This window comes from Nostoc sp. (assembly GCF_035638895.1).
Lineage (GTDB): Bacteria > Cyanobacteriota > Cyanobacteriia > Cyanobacteriales > Nostocaceae > Nostoc.
The window spans coordinates 1-15895 of sequence record NZ_DASQZC010000177.1 but is presented as its reverse complement, the minus strand read 5'-3'; the positions used below and the strand labels follow the sequence as shown (position 1 = coordinate 15895).

14 protein-coding genes are annotated in these 15895 nt (G+C 41.4%); 6 read left to right on the top strand and 8 right to left on the bottom strand.

Going from position 1 to position 15895, the window contains the following annotated elements; translation table 11 throughout:
* Positions 1 to 2097 (top strand): peptidase domain-containing ABC transporter (locus VE944_RS08750; protein ID WP_324975264.1); only part of this gene is annotated, 2097 nt, incomplete at its 5' end.
* Positions 2098 to 2634: 537 nt separating this feature from the next.
* Here the strand turns inward: VE944_RS08750 and VE944_RS08745 are convergent.
* Positions 2635 to 2808 carry a hypothetical protein gene (locus tag VE944_RS08745; RefSeq protein ID WP_324975261.1) on the bottom strand — a complete coding sequence of 58 codons (174 nt, stop codon included), beginning with the start codon at positions 2806 to 2808 and terminating at the stop codon, positions 2635 to 2637.
* Positions 2809 to 3398: 590 nt separating this feature from the next.
* Between VE944_RS08745 and VE944_RS08740 the strand changes: the two genes are divergently transcribed.
* From VE944_RS08740 to VE944_RS08730, 3 genes are all read left to right on the top strand, one after another.
* A complete protein-coding gene (locus VE944_RS08740) occupies positions 3399 to 4226 on the top strand; it encodes an SDR family NAD(P)-dependent oxidoreductase (RefSeq protein WP_324975258.1) in 828 nt (275 codons plus the stop codon).
* Positions 4227 to 4480: 254 nt separating this feature from the next.
* A complete protein-coding gene (locus VE944_RS08735; protein ID WP_324975255.1) occupies positions 4481 to 5227 on the top strand; it encodes a class I SAM-dependent methyltransferase in 747 nt (248 codons plus the stop codon).
* A 241-nt stretch (positions 5228 to 5468) separates the two neighbouring features.
* Positions 5469 to 6965: a glycosyl hydrolase family 57 gene (locus VE944_RS08730; protein WP_324975252.1), complete on the top strand. Its 1497-nt coding sequence runs from the start codon at positions 5469 to 5471 to the stop codon at positions 6963 to 6965.
* Positions 6966 to 7179: 214 nt separating this feature from the next.
* Here the strand turns inward: VE944_RS08730 and VE944_RS08725 are convergent, their stop codons facing one another.
* The 3 genes from VE944_RS08725 to VE944_RS08715 form a co-directional block, all read right to left on the bottom strand.
* Positions 7180 to 7938, bottom strand: a complete 759-nt coding sequence (locus VE944_RS08725) for a class II aldolase/adducin family protein (protein WP_324975249.1) — start codon at positions 7936 to 7938, stop codon at positions 7180 to 7182.
* Positions 7925 to 8593, bottom strand: coding sequence for a cysteine dioxygenase family protein (locus VE944_RS08720; protein WP_324975246.1), 669 nt, complete (start codon positions 8591 to 8593; stop codon positions 7925 to 7927). The genes VE944_RS08725 and VE944_RS08720 overlap by 14 nt, the downstream gene beginning before the upstream one ends.
* Positions 8594 to 8742: 149 nt before the next feature.
* Positions 8743 to 8961: an RRXRR domain-containing protein gene (locus VE944_RS08715; RefSeq protein ID WP_324975243.1), complete on the bottom strand. Its 219-nt coding sequence runs from the start codon at positions 8959 to 8961 to the stop codon at positions 8743 to 8745.
* Between the two features lie 1341 nt (positions 8962 to 10302).
* On the opposite strand from VE944_RS08715, the gene VE944_RS08710 reads away from it, so the two are divergent.
* Positions 10303 to 11802 carry a multicopper oxidase family protein gene (locus tag VE944_RS08710; RefSeq protein ID WP_324975241.1) on the top strand — a complete coding sequence of 500 codons (1500 nt, stop codon included), beginning with the start codon at positions 10303 to 10305 and terminating at the stop codon, positions 11800 to 11802.
* A gap of 148 nt (positions 11803 to 11950) precedes the next feature.
* Here the strand turns inward: VE944_RS08710 and VE944_RS08705 are convergent, their stop codons facing one another.
* From VE944_RS08705 to VE944_RS08690, 4 genes are all read right to left on the bottom strand, one after another.
* Positions 11951 to 13648 carry an RluA family pseudouridine synthase gene (locus tag VE944_RS08705; protein WP_324975238.1) on the bottom strand — a complete coding sequence of 566 codons (1698 nt, stop codon included), beginning with the start codon at positions 13646 to 13648 and terminating at the stop codon, positions 11951 to 11953.
* Positions 13649 to 13905: 257 nt separating this feature from the next.
* Complete coding sequence (locus VE944_RS08700; protein ID WP_324975235.1) at positions 13906 to 15231, bottom strand: hypothetical protein; 1326 nt, start codon at positions 15229 to 15231, stop codon at positions 13906 to 13908.
* Between the two features lie 91 nt (positions 15232 to 15322).
* Entirely contained in the window at positions 15323 to 15478 is a 156-nt protein-coding gene (locus VE944_RS08695) for a hypothetical protein (protein ID WP_324975233.1), read from the bottom strand.
* Positions 15479 to 15558: 80 nt separating this feature from the next.
* Positions 15559 to 15684, bottom strand: coding sequence for a hypothetical protein (locus VE944_RS08690; RefSeq protein ID WP_324975231.1), 126 nt, complete (start codon positions 15682 to 15684; stop codon positions 15559 to 15561).
* Between the two features lie 21 nt (positions 15685 to 15705).
* On the opposite strand from VE944_RS08690, the gene VE944_RS08685 reads away from it, so the two are divergent.
* The coding region (locus VE944_RS08685) for a hypothetical protein (RefSeq protein ID WP_324975227.1) at positions 15706 to 15895 on the top strand (190 nt) is incomplete at its 3' end.

Sequence of the window (15895 nt, the reverse complement as noted above, 5' to 3'; positions counted from 1 at the left end):
GCTTGTCTTGCTTCCGTTGCTAAACATTATCGCCGTAACTTTACACTAAATCGCATCCGGGAAGCGGTAGGCACTGGCCAACTTGGAACAACATTGTTGGGATTGAGGCGAGGAGCGGAAGCACTTGGTTTCAATGCGCGTTCGGTCAGGGCATCAAAAGAAATATTAGACCGAATGAACCAAGCACCACTGCCAGCAATCATTCACTGGAAAGGCTACCACTGGGTTGTTTTGTATGGTCAGAAAGGCAAAAAATATGTAATTGCTGACCCAGCCTTTAACATCCGTTATGTCTCTAGAAATGAACTAATGGAGGCTTGGTCAGATCAAGTCATGCTTTTACTAGAGCCAGATTCAGTTCGTTTTTATGCTCAACCTGATGATAAAGTCAATGGTCTTTGGCGCTTTGCGCGGCGGGCATTGCCTTATGGGGGCATAATATTCGAGGCTTTTCTCTGTGCTATATTTATCGGTCTGCTTTCGTTAACGTCTCCTTTCTTGCTTCAAATTCTAACGGATGATGTACTAGTTCGAGGTGATACCCAGCTTCTTGCTGGTGTAATTATTGCGGTTGTGGTGATGAATTTGGTGTCAAGTAGTTTGCAACTAGTTCAATCTAACCTGATTGCCAATTTTGCCCAACGCCTTGAGTTAGGGCTAATTCTAGAATTTGCCAGGGCAATCTTGCGGTTGCCTCTGGCTTACTATGAATCACGTCGCAGTGGCGAGATTGTTAGCAGATTGCAAGATATTCAAGAAATTAATCAGCTAGTTGCTCAAGCAGTTATCAGTCTGCCTAGCCAATTGTTTATCGGACTGATTTCTTTGGCTTTCATGGTGTTTTATAGCTGGAAACTCACCCTTGTTGCCGTCGTGGTTGCTATTGTAATGAGTTTATCTACGGTGGTTTTCCTGCCGACACTTCAACAAAAGATCAGAAGTATGTTGGTCTTAGACGCGGAAAACCAGGGTGTTTTGGTTGAAAGCTTTAAAGGAGCGCTGACACTCAAAACTACTACTGCTGCTCCTCAATTTTGGGAAGAATTTCAGAACAGATTTGGTCGGCTCTCAAACATAACATTTCGCACAATTCAGATTGGAATTATTAACAGCACCTTTTCTGGATTAGTTTATGCTATTGGCAGCATTAGTTTGATTGGTTTCGGCAGCACCCTAGTTATTAGTAAAGAACTCAGCATCGGTCAACTGCTGGCGTTTAACGGGATGAATGGGAATTTTTTGGCATTAATTGGTGCTGTCCTTGGATTTATAGATGAATTCATGCGTGCCAAAACTGCCACGGAACGTTTAACAGAAGTTATCGATTCCACACCTGAAGCTCCAAGCGATAGTAGCAAACCCTTTGCTAAAATTCCTAGTGATGGTGATATTATTTGCAAAAACCTCAACTTTCACTACGCTGGCAGGCTAGAGCTACTGGAAGATTTTTCCATCACAATTCCTGGCGGTAAAATTGTTGCCCTAATTGGTACATCCGGCTGTGGAAAAAGTTCTCTTGCTAAACTGATTGCCGGATTATATACACCTAATTCTGGCAATATTCGCTTTGGCATTTATAATATGCAAGACCTAGCTCTTGATTGTTTGCGGCAACAAGTTGCTCTGGTTCCTCAAGATGCTCATTTTTGGAGTCGCACAATTATTGAAAACTTCCGCTTAGGTTCTCCTCACCTCACCTTCGATCAAATTGTCAAGGCTTGCCAAATTGCTGAGGCAGATGATTTTATTAGTAGACTACCTGAAAAATATCAAACTGTATTAGGTGAATTTGGATCAAATATTTCTGGTGGACAACGCCAAAGACTGGCTTTAGCAAGAGCTATTGTTAACGATCCACCAATCCTAATTTTAGACGAATCAACTGCTGGACTCGATCCAGTTAGTGAAGCTCAAGTTTTAGATCAACTGTTGTTGCACCGCCAAGGTAAAACCACGATTCTGATTAGCCACCGTCCTAGAGTAATTACCCGTGCTGATTGGATTATTTTGCTCAATCAAGGCAAGTTACAAATTCAGGGGACAGTAGAAGATTTGCTTGCCCAACCAGGAAACCATTTAGACTTTTTAACCCCTTAATTACTCATAGTTTGAATTAGTGGTCTGTCTCATTAAATTTTGATGAGTTTGTAGTAAGCACTGAAGTGCTTAAAAATCCAGTCGCAGTTACCGATATCCCGCCTCGGAATGAATTCCGAGGCGGGATAGAAACGCAGTGCAAGATTTATTAATAGAGATATGTCAACTTAACCTAAAACTCATGTCCCACAAGGAACTGAAGTTCCTTGCTAATAGCTAAAGTCATCTTTAGATGACTAAATAATCTGAAAAATATTTAGTCTACTTCAGTAGACTTTAGCTATGAGCCTCAGAAATTAATTTCTGGGTGAGCATGGAAGCCAACAGATAAGCGATTTTTAGCTTAAGTTGACACCAATGAGCAAAGATAAGCCCCTACCACCGTATTTATATCATTAGTAAAGTGAAATGGTATAATCCAACATTTCGGGTGCTTCGTTGGGTTGTGCTTTGCTTAACCCAACTTTGTATCTTAGAGGATCGGGAAGGGGGTTAGGTTAATCGTTAGCTTTTACAGGTGGCATGGATTGTCACACACTAGGCAAGTCTCAAGCATTCCTTTGATAAACTCAAAGCTAAAGCCAAACAAGTTATCATTTTTACTAAAGTTTTTGCAGATAAATCTGCTGTTCGAATTTGCATTAAAAACAATAATTTAGCTCTCTTTCTTCTATTATTTAAAATATCAAAATCAGAAACCTTAATTTTCATTAAATACGTAAATATACTGGTGTATGCATGCGAAATATCTGAAAAAATGAGGTTTTACTAGAATAACCAAAACCTACTATGTCTTTTTTGTTTCTTAGCTATGACTGAGATATTACAATTTTCCACAACAGGGCTTAATTGTCAGGAAAGTTCAATATTTCTACTTAGATATTCATAAAAACTTATTTAATAAAATCTTTTCCATATATATATACCTGTCGTGAAGAAGTATTAAGAAATTCTGATTAAAGAATATTGCAATAGCTTGATTTAATTGCTAACGTGTGTATGAGAACGATGCTGATGAGCGCTCTGATCTAGGAGAAGTAAAATTATGAGCTATATACATTCAGCCAAGTCTGTTAGGCTTTGACAGGTTAAAAACGATAAATTTCTGCCTCCTATAGACAATTATGAGGCATTGCAGATTAACCAAGAAGTATCTCGTTGCTAAAGGCTTAGTTTGGGTTTGATTTCAATTGCAATTGATTATTTGTCTTACCTTGTGCCGACAAGCGACTAGCTCTTAATTGTGTGTTTCGGCAATAACGCAGAGTTTGGTAAGACTTAAATTTTGGAGGATAAAACCAATGGAGATTCAAGGTAAAGTTGCTCTAATTACAGGGGCTTCTCGTGGGATTGGACGAGCGATCGCACTCGAACTAGCGCAAATCGGCATAAAGCGGCTGATATTGGTAGCACGCGATCGCCAAAAGTTAGTCGAAGTAGCTAACGAAATAGAGGCGATGGGGACAGAAACTGCGATCGTGGCCTTAGATTTGACGCAGACAATTGAAGTAAATATCGCTGTTGCCCAACTGTGGCGCAATTACGGACAGATTCACCTGCTGGTTAATTGTGCGGGAGTCGCATACCAAAGCTCGTTTTTGCAATCTAAACTCCCCCAAGTTCAAGAAGAACTCTCGGTAAACTTGTTAGGAATGTACAATCTCACTAGTCTGATAGCTCGACGCATGGCCAGCCAAAGGCAAGGAACAATCGTCAATGTATCAAGTCTGATGGGGAAGGTGGCTGCACCGACGATGGCGACTTATTCTGCTACCAAGTTTGCCATCTTAGGATTTACCCAAGCCTTGCGCCAAGAACTAGCTGATTACAATATCCGAGTCATTGCATTACTGCCTTCCCTCACAGACACAGATATGGTGCGCGACTTAAAATTATTTCGCTGGGTGATCCCCATGACTCCCCAGCAAGTGGCTAAAGCACTCGTCACCGGAATGCAAAACGATTCACCAGAAATTTTAGTCGGATGGCAAAGTCATTTAGCTGTATGGTGTCAACGCCTTGCTCCCTGGTTGCTAGAGCTAATTTTACGAATAGCAACTCCGCCAGCACCAACGAAACAGCAGCCGAGTCAAAAACTGAAAAAGCTAATGCCGAAATTGAATTTTTGATGGCTTGTTCTGTGTCTGCGCGTAAATTCTAAATTTTTTGAGGCGATCGCCTACCGTGCAGCAAAATTTCTACCAGAGTTGCGATCAATCTTTTATTACTCTGAAAAAATAAAAGTGTTTGTAGTTTTTAGATAGGGTTGAGGCAATGCGCTACCCAACACTAAGGATTCTTGGTGTTGGGTCTACGTTCCTCAAACGCCACTTGCTTCAAAAAATCAGAGACTACAAAAAATAATTTTGAAGTTAAGAAAATTATGATTTCTCAAGAACATAACAAGTTGATGTACGACAAATATGGCGAACAATATCATCTAAAGAGAAGCAACAAAGAAAATAGTCTTTGGAATGAATACCTAGATATTCCCGCAATGACAAGGCTGATTGAGAAAAATGTCAATCAATGTGATGTGTTAGACTTGGGCTGTGGCTCTGGGGATTTTACTGCAAAAGTGAAGTCTTTGGGAGGAAATGTTATTGGTCTGGATCAGTCGAATAAAATGATTGAGATAGCTCGTAGAGAACACCCAGAAATAGAATTTTATGTTGGTACGGCTGAAAAAATACCATTTAATGATAAAAGTTTTGAGTTAATTTATAGCTGTTTAATGATTCACTATATTAAAGAATTAAGTCCATTATTTGCTGAGGTTGCAAGAGTAATCCGTAGCTTGGGTAAATTTGTATTCTCGTTTCATCATCCATTTAATGAAATAACCCATCAAGTTTGGAATGGTAGTGGTTATGACGTGACCATGCATCCATATTTTCACAACGATGAATATAGATGGAATATGTTTGATGAAATGGAATTAGTAAGTTATCATCATACTTTTGAAACAATATTCAATTCTTTAAATGATAATTCCTTCGTAGTAGAACGCCTAATCGAAACTACTCCAAGTGATTCAATAAGGGATAAATATCCAAGATTTTATGAAATGACTTCTAATTATCCATCATTCTGTGCCATAAGTGCAATTTATCTACCTAACCAGAAATGAAGCCTAGCTTTACTTGGTGCATCCGCAGAGCGTAAACAAACTTTATCAAAAAGTAGAACACAAAGATGCGAATATCTGGGTAGACTGCACTGATGATTACTAGACTTGCCTGAGTTCGCAGTTACTGAAAATCACCTAAAAATGTTATGGCTCAGGGTATTTACTGTATTTATACTGAGTCAAGCTTTATTAGATACTTACGCAAGTTTTATAGATATAACTTATTTCGGAGCAACTAGAAATGCTTTCCTCCCCCACAACTCTTACTACTTTGCCCGAAATCATTGATGGCTTGCCGAATATATCTGGTTGGGAAACAGAGGTTCTCTCTGTAGTTAACCATAATCAGCCAGTATTTTTACCAACAACAAATATCCGTTTAGAAGATGTAAATGCTGTGTTTGCGATCGCCTTACACATGCACCAGCCAACTATACCTGCTGGAAATGGTGGTACACTCATCAGCAATCTGCAATATATGTTTGAACATCCTCATGAAGGGGATAACCACAATGCAGATCCTTTTGCCCATTGTTACAGCCGCATGGGAGACTTGATCCCCGAACTCGTCAGTCAAGGTTGCAATCCCCGTGTGATGTTGGATTACTCAGGTAATCTTCTGTGGGGACTACGGCAAATGGGACGCAGTGATGTTCTCGATAATCTTAAACGTATTACTTGCGATCGCACCTACCAACCTTATGTAGAATGGCTGGGTACAATGTGGGGACATGCAGTTATTCCTTCCACACCAATAGCAGATATTAAATTGCATATCATTGCATGGCAACATCACTTTGCGGCAATTTTTGGCTGGGAAGCACTAGCGCGAGTTAAAGGATTTTCGCCCCCAGAAATGCACCTACCAAATCATCCTGATGCTCTCTTTGAATTTGTGAAAGCGCTGAAAGAATGTGGATATCGCTGGTTACTCGTTCAAGAACATTCTGTAGAAACAATTAGCGGTCAATCTCTTACCCATAAACATTTACCACATCGTTTGGTTGCCCGCAATTCTCAAGGCGAAACAATTAGCATTACAGCCTTAATTAAAACCCAAGGATCGGATACTAAATTAGTTGCACAAATGCAGCCTTATTATGAAGCAAAGACATTATCAAAACAACAGATTGGAAGTGTTTTTGTACCACCAATAGTTAGCCAAATTGGAGATGGTGAAAATGGTGGCGTGATGATGAATGAATTTCCTAGCGCCTTTAAACAAGCTTGGTGGGATATGGTCAATAACGGCGGCGGTAAATCAGGTGTAGTCGGAATGTGTGGTACAGAATATTTAGAATTAATCGAAGCTGCTGGATGCAAATCTGAAGACTATCCAACTTGTCAGCCAGTGGGACAACATCAGATTTGGAAGCGAGTTTTACCAGACAATTGTAAACCTGAAGCTGTAGAGAATGCCATTCAAGAATTAAAGGAAATCAACTCTAATTTTCATTTGGACGGAGCCTCGTGGACAAATCATATCAGTTGGGTGAAAGGATATGAAAATGTGTTGTCCCCCATGTATCAACTAAGCAGTTTATTCCATCAAAAATTTGATCCATTACAACAACTTAACTCAGCAGAACCTGTTACCAGACAACCTCATTACCGTAACGTTCTTTTACATAACCTTTTGTTGCAAACCAGTTGTTTTCGTTATTGGGGACAAGGTGCTTGGACTGATTATGCGCGGGAAATTTATCAACGTGGCGAAAATTTGTTGCAGATAAATTGAACTAGGGACTGGAAGCTAGTACAATTTGGCGGAAATTTCCCTATCTTTAACAAGGGGATTTTGCCCCTTGTTGTCTGATAAATTGAGATAATAGCTGATATCATGTCTGCATAATTAGTTATGCTAACCACAGTCATTACACCCTGCTCCCTACTCCCTGCCCCTTTTCCTTTTATTGACCTTGCTTATTATGCTAGTGTCAAAAAACACAACACTAATTTAGCAAATCAGGTTCTTCGCGCACAATTCTGTCGTAAAGGGGCTGGAAGCCCAACCACCCACTTGTATGTGACCCCACTTGAGTTTGTGTTAAACGGGCTGTTTCGTGTTTGATAGTAGTAGGCCTACCCGCAGCTTCTGCCAGTAGTTGGGCTTGGCACGATCGCTCTAAGTTAATGTACCAATAGGCAGCTTCATCTACCGTATGTCCCACAGTTAAAATGCTGTGGTTACGCAGGATTATGGCTTTGTTTGGCCCCAAGGCTTGCGCCAATCGCTGACCTTCAAAAGTTTCTAAAACCACACCTGTAAAGTCATCAAATAGCGCATGGTCTTCATAAAAAGCACAGGAATCTTGAGTCAAGGGGTCAAGAAGCCGACCTAAACTAGACCAAGCTTTGCCATAAAGTGAATGGGCATGAGCCGCTGCAATTACATCAGGTCGAGCTTCATGAATCTGAGAATGGATGGCGAAAGCAGCTCGATTCACTTCAGCATCGCCTTTAACCACCTCACCTTCTCGATTAACTAAGAGCAGGTCAGAAACTCGGATATGACCGAAGTATGTTCCTAATGGATTCACCCAAAAATGGTCTGTAAATTCTGGATCACGAGCTGTAATATGGCCTGCGATTCCCTCGCTGAAACCAAATTTACCAAACAGGCGAAAGGCAGCAGCTAGGCGTTGTTTGCGGTGCAGACGTTCGTCTTCAACTCGCTCGAATACAGGGGGTTGTGGTCTAGCGTAGGGCATGTTCTTTTTCTTCTTCTTTGCAGCGAGCGTTAGAATATCCAGAGCGAAAGGATTTGACGCTCTGAGATTCTGGGATGAATTGGTGACGCAAGATGCAACCAGTATCATTACCTAGAATATGGATAGATACAGATGCGCTCTGGGATGTAGTTTTGACGGCGTGGATATCACCATCTGGGGGTAACAGACGATAAATATCCCCTGGTTGAAGCCTACGCACTTCAGTTATTTGTAATTGTGCGTGTCCTTCAGCATCGCCGTTATCTACACGGCGATAGACTGTTTCTTCTTGATTGCCTTTGTATAAACCAATCAATCCCCAGGCTAAATGGTCGTGGACGGGAGTCGTTGAACCTGGGGGAATTACCAAACTAAAGATTGACAGGGAACGGTCTTTAGCGCGATAAAGTAGCCACTGACCAATACCTCCGCCCATTCTGCTTTCGGGATTGGCTTGGGCAAACTTTTGGGATAGCCATTCCTGTTGGGCAAGCAGTTCTTGAAAATAGGGTTCTAGTTTAGCGAGAGTTTGTGTGCGATCGTCAACAGTAATAGCGCTAATTTCACGCACTGTTGCTACAAAGGATCGTAGTTCCTGGCTCTCAATAAACCATTGGTCTTCTGGCAATGGTTCTAAAATGATGTGGTTTGTCATCTATATTCCTCCGTTTGGGAGGCGACTAAGATTAATACCAATTTTTTTATCTTTGCTGACAATAGTACTAGTACCGCAAGGCGGAAGTCACGCATTCAAAAGTCAAAACCATTATGGATTCAGCTTTTTAGGGATTTTAAATGGTTGCTCTATTTTTGCCGTGGGGTACTAGTAGTTTTAATACCAGGATGAATTTTGAAGCCAAGTTCCTCAAGTTTTAGATGAGAAAGGGCTTCCTTCAGAATTATAGTAAAGGGATATCGCTGAAATACGGTAGCTTTACCTTGTGACAATAGCAGCCTAGCACGGCTGATGCGTACTGGATATAACGGTTGTTGGTTGGCATTAAGAATGAATACTTTACTCATATAAAATTGTGAATTGTGGGACAAATAGTAGCAGCAACATCTATACCTAGTTGGTAGAATCTTTTGCTTCAGCATCCAGTCAGCAGTCTTTTGGATTTTGGCAAAATCATCATCACTAGTGGTCTGTCAAGTCAACAATGTTTAGTAAACCAAGTTTTAGAATCTTTCTTTCTGTGTCGCGCCAGTTGCTACCCTACCTTAATGCTAAGAGCATAGCAAGATCCCCGTAGGGGGACAAGTCAAGGAATTGCAAGGGCGCACTGGCTTCTTTGTGCGTGGAGAGCTTGGTTTTTTAATAAAAGAAGATAAGAACGAGAGTCTAGAGGTAAACTCCTGCACTTTTATCTTTACCGTTCATTAGAGATTTCCTTGAATATTGTTTTGGGAAGTCTCTTAGGTGTGATATCAATTTCTCTAAATACGGTAAGCTGGTCGAATAACCGTTCAATTGACTGCAAGCAAAAATTATCACATACAAATTTAAAAAGCAATAGGCTAACTGTTCGCGGAGGAGATTAAAGGAAAGTAGTGCGTTTCCTCCTTCCCAGATGAGAGTTAAGGGTCAAGAGGGCGTAATTGATTGTAAATGCAGGGTTTTTTCTGACTGCGGATGATCTAAGCGAAGTAATTTTACTTTGGTCAACTGTCACAACACTGGAAAGTATCTCTTCATAAACCTTGTGAACCTGGTGTTGCTGAAACTGCTGGCTAATTTGCCGATGGGTTTGGCGATCGCGTGCCAACAACAAAATCCTATAGCAATCCTAAATCATTCGTAAGAAACAAGATCCCCGACTTCTCAAAGAAGTCGGGGATCTACAAGTTATACACAAGTGAAGGAAAAACATGAAACATAATGCTTATAATTAGCAATTAACTGTACTAAAAAAAGACATAAAATGGCTCAATATTGTAGATAAATTTGCTCACTATAACCCATCTAATAATTTATAGATGCGTACCAAAATTTCCCAATGACCTAAAAATTCACTAAAAAAAGTGTTGGCTTTTCTAAATTTAAAAAGAAGTAGTGATGCAAGCCATAAAGCAGAAATCAAGCAATTTACAGGGTTTTTGGGATTAAATGAAATTACTAACTGGTTGACTTTCTGTAGATATATTTGTAAATTTAACAAATAAACAGAAACGTACATTCATATAAAGAATGCTATGCAAATAATAAAAAATGATTTGTAAAAATCTGAGACGACCTATTTACCTTAATACACAAGTTGAGGTGTTTGTACAGTACGTAAATCTTAGTATTTCAAACTTTTTCAAATTTACTGATTGTTAGAAACATTCAGACCAATTTCGCAATACATCAATAAAGAAATTAAAATGATAAAAATAACTAGACGAGAAGCTCTGAAGCTAGGAGCACTTACAGGTGGTTCTTTGCTGATTCCTATAGGCTTGGTATCTCGTGGACAAGCAGCAACTGCTGGTAGTCCTCAGCCTGCTCGTTTTAGGATCAAACTTCCCATACCGCCAGTACTTAAACCAGTGCGGAGCAATGCGACCACAGATTACTACCAGATCACGATGAGAAAAGCTCAGGTCAATATTTTGCCTGGGCTAACAACGCAGATATGGGCGTATAACGGTATTGCTCCTGGCCCCACAATTAAACAACGTCAAGGGCGACAATCAATAATTCGCTTTATCAATAATAGTGTCGATACACCAACATCAGTTCACTTGCATGGCATGGGATCGTTACCGCAGTACGATGGCTATGCTGAAGATTTGACACGACCGGGTTTCTACAAAGATTACGTCTATCCCAACAAACGCGCGGCTACGTTATGGTATCACGACCACGCCATTCATAATACTGCGCGTAATATTTATATGGGTTTGGCAGGCATGTACATTGTTCAAGATGACTTTGAGCTTGGACTACCCTTACCCAAAGGTAAATACGACGTACCACTATTTATCCAAGATAAGCAGTTTACTAATACTGGCAGGTTAGTTTTTAATACCCAAGGTGAAATTAGTCAATATGGTGATGTCATTTTGGTCAATGGTGCGCCTTGGCCGCGCATGGAGGTAGATACCTGTAAGTACCGTTTCCGGATCTTGAATGGTTCGATTTCGCGCTCTTATAATCTTGCCCTGAGCAACGGCGATGATTTTATTATGATCGGCACTGATGCCGGATTAATGAGCGCACCAGTTAAAGTCAAAAATTTCCGGTTGGCGACGGGAGAACGTTACGAATTTATTATTGACTTTTCTAAATACCCAGTCGGCTCTCAGGTAGTGCTGCGAAATCTCGGACTTCCTAACAACACGAATTACGACGGTACAAATCAAATTATGCGCTTTGATGTTGTGCGGCGTGAACCAGATAATAGCTCTATTCCCTCCAGGTTACGTACAATCCAGCCTATCCCAGAATCTTCAGCAGTGCGAACCAGAGAATTTAAGTATGAGCGCTCTAATAATCTGTGGGTGATCAATGGCAAAGCCTGGAATAACACCCGAATTGATGCTAATCCTCAATTAGGCGATGTTGAAATTTGGAAATTATCTAACCCATCAGGTCGTGCCTTTCATCCTATCCACCTTCACCTAATTGATTGCCTAATGCTTGACCGTAATGGGAGACCACCTTTTCCTTACGAGCGTGGGTTGAAAGATGTCTTTTATGTTGGGGAAAACGAAACTATACGAGTAATTGGTAAGTTTGGCCCCAATACAGGTAAATATATGTCACACTGCCACAATGCGGTTCACGAAGACCACGATATGATGAATCAGTTTGAAGTGGGACGGGGCGGACGCTCACCTTTGGCAGTTGCAGCAAAGCCACTTCCAGCTCCACCTTTATAGGCATTAACGCTTAGAGAGAAGGCAGGGGGCAGAGGAAGCAGGGGAGGCAGGGGAAGCAAAAAAGGGATTTGTATCAATTATTTTGTGAAATGGTATGGGTACTTGCAACAAGTCTTTCCCCTTGTCCCCAAGTCTTCTTCGTTGAGTGTTAAAAGGGTGTAATTGTTTGTAAATGAAGGGTTTTTTCTAAGTACGGATGCTCGAAGCGAAGTTCCCTGGCGTGGAGATGTAAGCAACTGGTAACTGCACAGCATCCATAAAGGCGATCGCCTAAAATAGTTACCCCAAGTCCTCGCGCATCAGCCGCATGAACCCTTAATTGATGAGTGCGCCCTGTGAGCGGCGTAAATTCTAGACGGGTGTAATCTTCTTCTCTGGCAATTACCTGGAAGTGTGTCAAGCTGGGTTTACCGTGCTGCCAATCGACTTTTTGATAAGGACGATTTTCAGGATCTCCCCACAGTGGCAGGTCAATTTTACCTTGGTCAACTCTCACAGCACCGGAAAGTATCGCTTCATAAACCTTGTGAACCTGGCGTTGCTGAAACTGTTGGTTAATTTGCCGATGGGTTTGACGATCGCGTGCTAACAACAAAATCCCAGAAGTTTCCTGATCTAGGCGATGCACAGATGCAAGCGCCATCCCATCCGGTAACAGATGACGTAAGCGACTCAAAACACTATCTTGGCGATCGCGATAACGCCCAGGTACCGAAAGTAATCCAGTAGGTTTATTTACAGCAATCAGCCATTCGTCTTCATAAATAATGGGTATGACCTCTCCCCCAACCCCTGCCCGATCAGGAGAGGGGCTTCTTACTCCCCTGCTAGGGGAGAGGGTTGGGGGTTTAGGTTTCAAGCCGGAGAGCAAAAACCCCATTAATGGCTGGCATCGCTCGGCACATGCTCCATAAAATTTTCCCTGGATTTTATCTTGATTTACTGAAGACGCACCCCACCAAAATTCTGCCATTGCCAGGGGTTTGAGATTATGTGTTGCCGCATAATGGAGCAGCTTCGGGGCACAACAGTCTCCTGTGCCAGTGGGCGAACCTCCTGGCATCAATTGCTGTAATGATAGCGATCGCCCAGAAAAATTAGTCAGGCTGTAGCTAGCCTGCATCTGAGCTTGGAGTTGGCGAGATAGTGCTTTACGCTGTTGTTTCAGTTCGCTAATTCGCGCATCGGTTGCTGCAATTAACTGTTGAAGAGGCTGTAATACGGCATTTTGCTGGCGTTTAAGTTGTCGTCGCTCAATTCCTTGCTGACGACTCTCTTCGTCGAGTTGTTCAAGGGCAATAGTGAGTGCTTCTTCTGTAACTGTATTGCAGATTTGCTGACGTTTCTGTTGTCGTTGATGTTTGCTATGGCGATGGCGATCGCTCATTGCTTGCAATTGTTGCTCAAATTCATCAGACAGAGCTTCATACTGCTGGCGTTCGGTTAGTTGCTTTAAGGTAAAGAGTTCTTGCTTAATCGCGTCCAACTGTGCCAGAGTGCGGGCTTCTTCTAAAGCAACTTCGTCTCGTCCTGGAATTGGTGGAACCCAGCCCTCAACTACACTGCAACCATTCAAAAGACCGGAGAAGGCTTTAAGTACCCTTTGTTCGCCATTAGGCAGTTCAACTAATAGTATTCCATACATCTTGCCTTCACGAGAATAACAGTCATTTTTGGCAAGTTGTTGCATGAGTCCGTGAGCGATCGCTTCAGATATTGAGGTGCGGGGTAATTTTAGGCGATTGCCACTTTGGAGACAACGCCCCTCGTACCAATAACTAGGAAATGAGCCACTTATGGCAAAATCGCAGTCGATGAAATCTGAAAGTGCGTATAGAACTACCATACAAAGTATGATTGCAAATCTAGTTGATCCTGATGTGTGAAATTATTGCCTTTGCTAAATACCAATTCTGTATGAAGATGCGCCGATAGTGCAAAAACTAAAGAACGTAGAGGCAAAACAGCTTCCCGCAGGATACCGCCAAAAAACAAGAAATTAAGAGATTTGGCGCAGCTTCATAAAGAAAGGGATAACAAGATAGTGCGAGTGCGATCGCCTCGATTGAGCGGGTACGCAGCCAAAGATTCAACGTCTAGAATTTAGGGAGCAGGAATTGATGAATCGCTCTGTGGTGGATTGGCTTGTTCTGGTGGAAGGGGTTGTTCAGATAAATTATCTTCTATGGATATAGATTCTGGCTCTCTTGTCATACCATGCTGCTCTTGCCCTCTAAGTCCAAGATATGTTGCAGCACTGATTCCTTGTAGTGTAAGAAGTGTGTCATCAAATTCCGGCATTGCCAGGTTTTTAAGAACTTCCCAAACAAAGAATAGTCCAATCGCAACTGTCCAAATAAATGTTTGGAATCGATGGAAGTTGACTCCATTAATATCCGATAATATATCGTAGAAAAAACCTTCAGAAAGGCGTTGACTACCTTTTCTCTTCTTCTCATTCCCCTGCCCATCAATTAACGAAGTACCAAATGCAGTTACAGAATTGATTCCCAATAATATTAGTGATTGTTGCGTCAAAATATTGGTATAGTCTCCTGTTATGCCGTAGATAATCAGGTAAGCACCAAAAATTAGAAATGTCCAAAAAGCAAGTTGAGAGATCGATAGACTGAACGGGTTTCTGCTTATTTTTTTCCTGCCAAGAAAAAATTGAGTAATTTGACTTTTACGAGATTCGTTTTTAAGATCAACCTTTTCTGTTATCAACAGTTCCTGGCCACCAATCACCTCTTTTTGACAGTAAACCCCTTCTATTCCAGAGCTACGAAGAGTGTTTCGGCAATACCTAATGAACATTAATACAACAGTCACAAGTAGAAACAGACACAGCCAAAATCGCCACGAAAACAGAACTATTGTTAATTGAGGAGGTGGGAAACCATCGCTCACTGGAATTGCAAGCTTTTTGGGACAGCCTACTCCCGCTATCGCGTTAATACTGTATCTGCTTGGTCTACCAAGAAGCCCATTCCATGCAGCTTGAGACGAATCGGTGCGTTCAAGTCGAAAGGCTAACCAATCATCCTCAAGAACTGTCTTTTGATCTTTACCCACAACCTTAACGATGACCGGCTCTCCGTGGACATCCTCTAGTTCATAGCCATCCAGGTACAATACTAATTGTCGAGGATCAAATGAATTGGTGGCATTAGCCGTTGCTTTTCTAGTCGCTGCTGATAATCCTTCAACTTTTATTCTAATGCGATCGCCCATTTTAACTTCGTTACTACGATTGTCGGCAATGACTTGTTGAGTTTTCAGTCCAGGAGGCACTGAACATAGCTGAGGCGCAAAATTTACAGGAGGGGCATCTGAACTATCTTGAGCAATTACTGCAAAGTTGATAGTAACAATCAACAGAAAAACCAACAGAAAAATAGCAGTCAATCTTTTAACATTTCTATACATCGCTCGGTATTCCACCAACAGTGATTACTATGTCGGTAGTGTAACCATACTTGAGTGCATTAAGGGTAACTCAAAGTTTAAAAGTTTAGGTTTAAAAATCCTTTGTTTGGTGTAGCCAGCTATACGCCGAACTGTGGTTTCCCATTTTTGCGATCGCATTAGGGTAAAAGCAGGACTTGGAGATTGCGATCGCTGCAATAGCAATTTTGACTCGCTTGAATTCTTTAGGATGAGGCTTTAGACCCAATTTTTCGGTAATTTAGCCCACTTTGTCCCTAATTATCCTGCAATTATTGCTGAAAATAACGCAATCAAGCTAAAAAGTGACTAATCATTCAGATTTTCATTGACTACGAACCCACAATCATTAGCAGGGGTTGCTACTGCATTCCCTGGTGATTCCAGCTTTGACTTTGAAGAATTGGCTGGTATCGACTTTGTTATGGTCTTCATTTTAAAGTTTGATGGTTGTAGATGAATATAGGAATAATCCAGCCTTACAGTAACGGGTTTTTAGAAGTTATACCAGAGAGCGATTATTGGCAAATTGCAGCTATACACATCAATGGCCAAGCCTATTGCCCTACTCCTCGGCTTTATCGATCAGAAAAAGTGGCATTAGCAAAAGCTACACTAATTTATGATTGGCTAGCTGACCACGAAG

Bases quoted from the DNA above. Each gene is read 5' to 3' on its own strand.
- VE944_RS08745 (WP_324975261.1), bottom strand. From the start codon at position 2,808: ATGAAAATTAAGGTTTCTGATTTTGATATTTTAAATAATAGAAGAAAG.
- VE944_RS08740 (WP_324975258.1), top strand. From the start codon at position 3,399: ATGGAGATTCAAGGTAAAGTTGCTCTAATTACAGGGGCTTCTCGTGGG.
- VE944_RS08735 (WP_324975255.1), top strand. From the start codon at position 4,481: ATGATTTCTCAAGAACATAACAAGTTGATGTACGACAAATATGGCGAA.
- VE944_RS08730 (WP_324975252.1), top strand. From the start codon at position 5,469: ATGCTTTCCTCCCCCACAACTCTTACTACTTTGCCCGAAATCATTGAT.
- VE944_RS08725 (WP_324975249.1), bottom strand. From the start codon at position 7,938: ATGCCCTACGCTAGACCACAACCCCCTGTATTCGAGCGAGTTGAAGAC.
- VE944_RS08720 (WP_324975246.1), bottom strand. From the start codon at position 8,593: ATGACAAACCACATCATTTTAGAACCATTGCCAGAAGACCAATGGTTT.
- VE944_RS08715 (WP_324975243.1), bottom strand. From the start codon at position 8,961: ATGAGTAAAGTATTCATTCTTAATGCCAACCAACAACCGTTATATCCA.
- VE944_RS08710 (WP_324975241.1), top strand. From the start codon at position 10,303: ATGATAAAAATAACTAGACGAGAAGCTCTGAAGCTAGGAGCACTTACA.
- VE944_RS08705 (WP_324975238.1), bottom strand. From the start codon at position 13,648: ATGGTAGTTCTATACGCACTTTCAGATTTCATCGACTGCGATTTTGCC.
- VE944_RS08700 (WP_324975235.1), bottom strand. From the start codon at position 15,231: ATGTATAGAAATGTTAAAAGATTGACTGCTATTTTTCTGTTGGTTTTT.
- VE944_RS08690 (WP_324975231.1), bottom strand. From the start codon at position 15,684: ATGAAGACCATAACAAAGTCGATACCAGCCAATTCTTCAAAGTCAAAG.